The sequence below is a fragment of the Deltaproteobacteria bacterium genome, from assembly GCA_016213065.1.
Classification (GTDB): Bacteria; UBA10199; UBA10199; order SPLOWO2-01-44-7; family SPLOWO2-01-44-7; genus JACRBV01.
Genome location: JACRBV010000130.1, coordinates 1 through 4,702, shown reverse-complemented (window position 1 = coordinate 4,702; position 4,702 = coordinate 1). Strand labels below are relative to the sequence as shown.

5 protein-coding genes are annotated in these 4,702 nt (G+C 45.0%); 1 reads left to right on the top strand and 4 read right to left on the bottom strand.

Going from position 1 to position 4,702, the window contains the following annotated elements; translation table 11 throughout:
* The 3 genes from hemA to HY877_07605 form a co-directional block, all read right to left on the bottom strand.
* A partial coding sequence (hemA, locus tag HY877_07615; protein ID MBI5300138.1) for a glutamyl-tRNA reductase occupies window positions 1-607 on the bottom strand: 607 nt, incomplete at its 3' end.
* Window positions 592-1,377, bottom strand: coding sequence for a cytochrome c biogenesis protein CcsA (ccsA, locus tag HY877_07610; GenBank protein MBI5300137.1), 786 nt, complete (start codon window positions 1,375-1,377; stop codon window positions 592-594). The genes ccsA and hemA, both read right to left, overlap by 16 nt.
* A gap of 91 nt (window positions 1,378-1,468) precedes the next feature.
* Entirely contained in the window at window positions 1,469-1,786 is a 318-nt protein-coding gene (locus HY877_07605; GenBank protein ID MBI5300136.1) for a YraN family protein, read from the bottom strand.
* 149 nt (window positions 1,787-1,935) lie between these two features.
* Here HY877_07605 and HY877_07600 point away from each other — a divergent pair, with 149 nt between their 5' ends.
* Complete coding sequence (locus HY877_07600) at window positions 1,936-2,127, top strand: 50S ribosomal protein L28 (protein ID MBI5300135.1); 192 nt, start codon at window positions 1,936-1,938, stop codon at window positions 2,125-2,127.
* A 198-nt stretch (window positions 2,128-2,325) separates the two neighbouring features.
* On the opposite strand, the gene HY877_07595 is transcribed toward HY877_07600, so the two are convergent.
* A complete protein-coding gene (locus HY877_07595) occupies window positions 2,326-4,479 on the bottom strand; it encodes a bifunctional (p)ppGpp synthetase/guanosine-3',5'-bis(diphosphate) 3'-pyrophosphohydrolase (protein MBI5300134.1) in 2,154 nt (717 codons plus the stop codon).
* Window positions 4,480-4,702: the final 223 nt, after the last annotated feature.

The window sequence follows — 4,702 nt, the reverse complement described above, 5'->3', positions numbered from 1 at the left end:
CTCTTTTTATCAAAAGCTCCGCGGTTTGTTTTCCCATCTCCCCCAACCCCACTACGAGCGCCGAAAGATTTGAAAAATCCCCAAAAACTTCACCGGCCAGCATCAACGCCACCGAAGCAATGGAGACGGGATATTTTGCAACACCTGTTTCCGTGCGCACTTGTTTGGCGTAACGAAAAGCTTGCTGGAAAACAAAATTGGTCAGGGAACTGGCAACTCCCATTTCGACTGATTGCGAATAGGCTTGTTTGACCTGTCCTAAAACTTGAGGTTCACCCACCACTAAAGAATCCAGACCACTACAAACTTTAACCAAATGACTAAAGGCCAGATCATTTTTATAAATATAACCCGGAGTGCCACCGGGTCCTTCCAATTTTAAGAATTGTCTCCAATAGGAAAAAATCGATTCAAGAGAAACATCTTTCTGAAGGGTCACATATAATTCAACACGGTTGCAGGTCGGCAAAAAAACAACGCCAGAAACGCCGGCGATTTGCAAAAATCCCTGACAAAAAGCAGAAACCTGCAGGGGAGGGATATTCCAGTTCTCCCTTTCGCCAATCGCGCTCGTTTTAAAATTACAACCGATTACAAGGAGTTCCATAAAAAAGTGAGGGCCAAGCTAACAAAACCAAGGAAGGAGAGCAATAGTATTTTCCTCCCCCCAAACCATGTCCAACGCCGATTTAAAGCAAAGGCATAAAACGTCCAGCTAATCAGTGCCAGAAAGACATGAAAAACGGGTTTAAACGAAAAAGAAAAATTGCGGAGTAAAATGACCCCCGTCATCAAAACGATAGTTAAGAAGACAAATCCGAAACGAAGCCAGAACCGCGCGATTTTTTCATTCAATAACAAAGGAGGAAGTCCCAGAGACAAGAGGTTCCATTTTTTGAGTTTGAGTCCCCTCTCCTGCAGAAAAAAAGCAATCCCCAAAAGAAAGGATCCCGATATAAAAAGCATGGCCACACCAGCGCAAATAATATGAAATTTCAAAAACCATGCATGACCGCTCCACAGAACCATCCATGCACCGGTTTTTTCTGTTTGTTGCAGGGAAAGGAGAAGAAAAATAAGAGCCAACGGGAGAAAAAAAGAACCCAAGCTTTGCCACCCGGACCGCCAAACCATCCATAAATAGAGAAGAACAAGAGCACACGACTGGACGGACAGAAAATGACTCCATGAATGTTCATAAAGGAGATAGATTAAATGGAAAAAAACCCCCGCCGTTGTCGCAAACAGAGCGACGTCTTCCATCCAGAAACGTTTTCTTTTTTCCAAGGAAAGATTCAGATTAAAAACAAGCACAAGATAAAGAAAACTCGCTAAAGCATATAAAACAAGAGTTGGAAGCAGGCACCATGTGGTCATATCAAATCCAAAGAGAAAAAATTAAAATGCAAAATGACAATTTCAAATTCAAAATTTTTGAATTTTGGTTTGTCATTTTGACTTTTGCATTTTATTCGACAATGTCCGGTAAAAAAGTGATCTGCGGTTGTGCGCACGCCCCATCAATCCCCAAAAGGGAGAGATGCATAAAAGAATTGGGAAGTTTTTTATTCTGAATATAAAAGAGGGCCATTTTCTTGAGCCGGTTTATTCTGAAAAAAGGGAGCGATTCGAGAGAACTTCCAAAATCTGCCTGAGTGCGTGTCTTGACCTCAACAAAAAAATATTCTTTCCCTTTTTTGGCCACAATATCAATCTCCCCGAAACGGGTTCTAAAATTTCTTTCTAATACCCTAAAACCAATGGTTTTAAGGTATCGGGCCCCCATATCCTCCCCCATTTTTCCCACAACTTTGTTCCGGAGCTTGACATTTTCGACTCCGCAAACTCTGCGAGTTTGCTTCGCGTCCCGGCAAAGCCGGGACTTGACATTTGCACTCCATTTGCTAGACATGCCCCACTTTTAAGGAATTCATTATGGCAAAGCAATGTAAAATTTGTGGGAAAAAACCGGTTACCGGCAATAAAGTTTCCCACTCCAACCATAAAACCAAGACAAGAAATTACCCCAATCTCCAAAAGGTTCGGGCATTTTTTGAAGGTAAAATGCAACACGTCAAGGTCTGCAGTCGCTGTATTCGTTCAGGGTTCATCCAAAAAGCGGCTTAAATTTTTCTCCACCCTATCTTCGATTGCGCAAGCGTAGCTTCTGGGAAAAGACGCGATATTTTTTGGGACACCCAAAAAATTCGCTCGAGTCTCGGCAATTTTTCTTTTGATCCCGATAAGGTAAAAATTGCCTCCGACACGCTTTTCCCAGAAGCTACGCTTGTGCAATCGAACACACGGATTCCGAATTGGATTTTTTTAATTTCTTACTCGTTCTACTGAGATAATTCCTTTGACTCTTTCCAGTGATTTTAAAACGTGGCGGAGTTGTTCTACTCCGGTGATGGATAGATCGAAGGTGTTGATTGCTTTGTAATCTTCTGTGGTGCGCGCGGTGGCTTGGGCGATGTTGACGCCCTGACCGGTGATCGCCTCTGTCATTGCCTGAAGCATGCCGGGTCTGTCGGCACAGATTACCTTGATTTTTGCGATGCGCGCCATCGGAGTTTTTGATTCCCATTCCACAGACACGCGCCGGTCCGGATCCGTCGACAATAATTTGGAGCAGTCGTTCACATGCACACTCACCCCTTTTCCTCTTGTAACATAACCGGTGATGGGGTCTCCGGGCACGGGTCCGCAACAACGCCCGAAGTTGATCAACAAATCCGAAACTCCGTTGACCTTCACCTGCCCCGCGGCATGCCTTGAAACTTTTTCGACAATTTTTTCAAGGTGTGTGGGCTTTAAGTGCTCTTTGCCCTCTAATTTTTCTTTCGGCAATATTTTCGTCAAAATTTCTTCGGGCAAAATTTTTCCATAACCCAGAGAAGACAAAAGCCCGTCGGAATCGCGATATCCTAATTCCCTCGCGACATGATCCATCGTTGCCTCTTTCAAAACTTTGTTGATGGAAACCTCATATTTCTGACACGCTTTTTCCAAAAGTTCCCAACCCACCTGCTTGCTCTGAGCGTGTTCTTCCAGTTTGAGATATTGACGAACCTTGGCCTTGGCTTTGGAAGTTTTGACAAACTGAAGCCAATCGCGGTTTGGGCGCGTGTCTTTTTTTGTCAAAATTTCTATCGAGTCTCCGCTCCGCAGTTGATAACTCAACGGCACAATCTTGCTGTTGATCCTCGCCCCCACGCATGTGTTCCCCACTTCGGTGTGAACACTGTAGGCAAAATCGATGGGAGTGGAACCGCGCGGTAACTCCTTGAGTTCTCCTTTTGGAGTGAAAACGTAAACATCGTCGGCAAAAAGATCGAGTTTCACTGTATCCAAAAATTCGGCGGGGTCTTTCAGTTCGGAATGCCCTTCCAAGAGACGGCGAATCCATTTGAACTTCATTTCATCGGTGGTGTCGGAGCTTAGTTTTCCTTCTTTATATTTCCAGTGGGCCGCAACTCCGTGTTCAGCAATTTCGTGCATCTCTTTGGTGCGAATTTGGAATTCCACACGCTCTCCATGCAAACCAATCACGGTCGTGTGGAGAGATTGATAATTATTGGCTTTAGGCATGGCGATGTAATCTTTGAAGCGCCCGGGAATGGGTTTCCACAAAGAGTGAATAATCCCCAACACCTCATAACATTGCGCAAGAGAGTCCACCAAAATGCGGAAGGCAATAATATCGTAGACCTCATCGATCGGAATTTTCTGCGCCTCCATTTTGCGATGAATGCTGTAATAGTGTTTGAGACGACCGAAGACCTCGCACTGAATGCCATTTTCTTTCACCGACTTCTGCAATACCTTGATGACCTCGGCGATATATCTGTCGCGCTTTTCCTTGCGAGCACGAACCTGTTCATCGAGCATTTTAAAAATATCGGGCTTGAGATATTTCAGCGAAAGATCTTCCAGTTCTATTTTGAACGATTGAAGTCCGAGACGGTTGGCGATGGGTGCATAAATATCTTGTGTCTCTTGCGCGATATCAACCTGTTTTCCCTCGGGCATGTAGTAAAGCGTACGCATATTGTGTACGCGATCGGCGAGCTTGATCAGAATAACCCGAATATCCTGAGCCATCGCCATGATCATTTTTCTGAAATTTTCAGCCTGTTTTTCTTCCGAAGTGGTGAATTTGATTTTTCCCAATTTGGTCACTCCATCCACCAACTGCCGGACTTCGGCGCCAAAAAGTCTTTCCACCTCTTCCAACGTTACCTTCGTATCTTCCACGGTGTCGTGAAGAAGAGCGGCCACAATGGAAGCGATATCAAGCCGCATTTCTGCCAAAAGATAGGCGACAGAAAGAGGGTGAATCACATACGGCTCTCCGGAGCGCCTCATCTGACCTTCATGGGCCTTGGCTGTAAAAACGTAGGCTTTTTTGATCAGGTCGACATCGGCGTCAGGGTTATAGGAATGGACCTTCTCGAGCAAATCATCCAGTCGAAGCATATCTTAAGGTGATACTACCTAACTATCTGAAAAAATACAACTTTTTTTAAAGGACAAAGGACCATGGACTATAGATTCCCATGGGCAAGCCCGTGGCACTTTTGAAAACGCGCTTTGCGCGAGAAAAGGAAGCATTCACCCATGCGCAAGCGCATGGTACTCTGCGGGCTTGCTGGAGTGGAATCTACCGAGTGAGCAAAGCGAACGTGAGGGGGAGGCTCCG

Bases quoted from the DNA above. Each gene is read 5' to 3' on its own strand.
- HY877_07600 (MBI5300135.1), top strand. From the start codon at position 1,936: ATGGCAAAGCAATGTAAAATTTGTGGGAAAAAACCGGTTACCGGCAAT.
- HY877_07595 (MBI5300134.1), bottom strand. From the start codon at position 4,479: ATGCTTCGACTGGATGATTTGCTCGAGAAGGTCCATTCCTATAACCCT.
- HY877_07605 (MBI5300136.1), bottom strand. From the start codon at position 1,786: ATGGGGGCCCGATACCTTAAAACCATTGGTTTTAGGGTATTAGAAAGA.
- ccsA (MBI5300137.1), bottom strand. From the start codon at position 1,377: ATGACCACATGGTGCCTGCTTCCAACTCTTGTTTTATATGCTTTAGCG.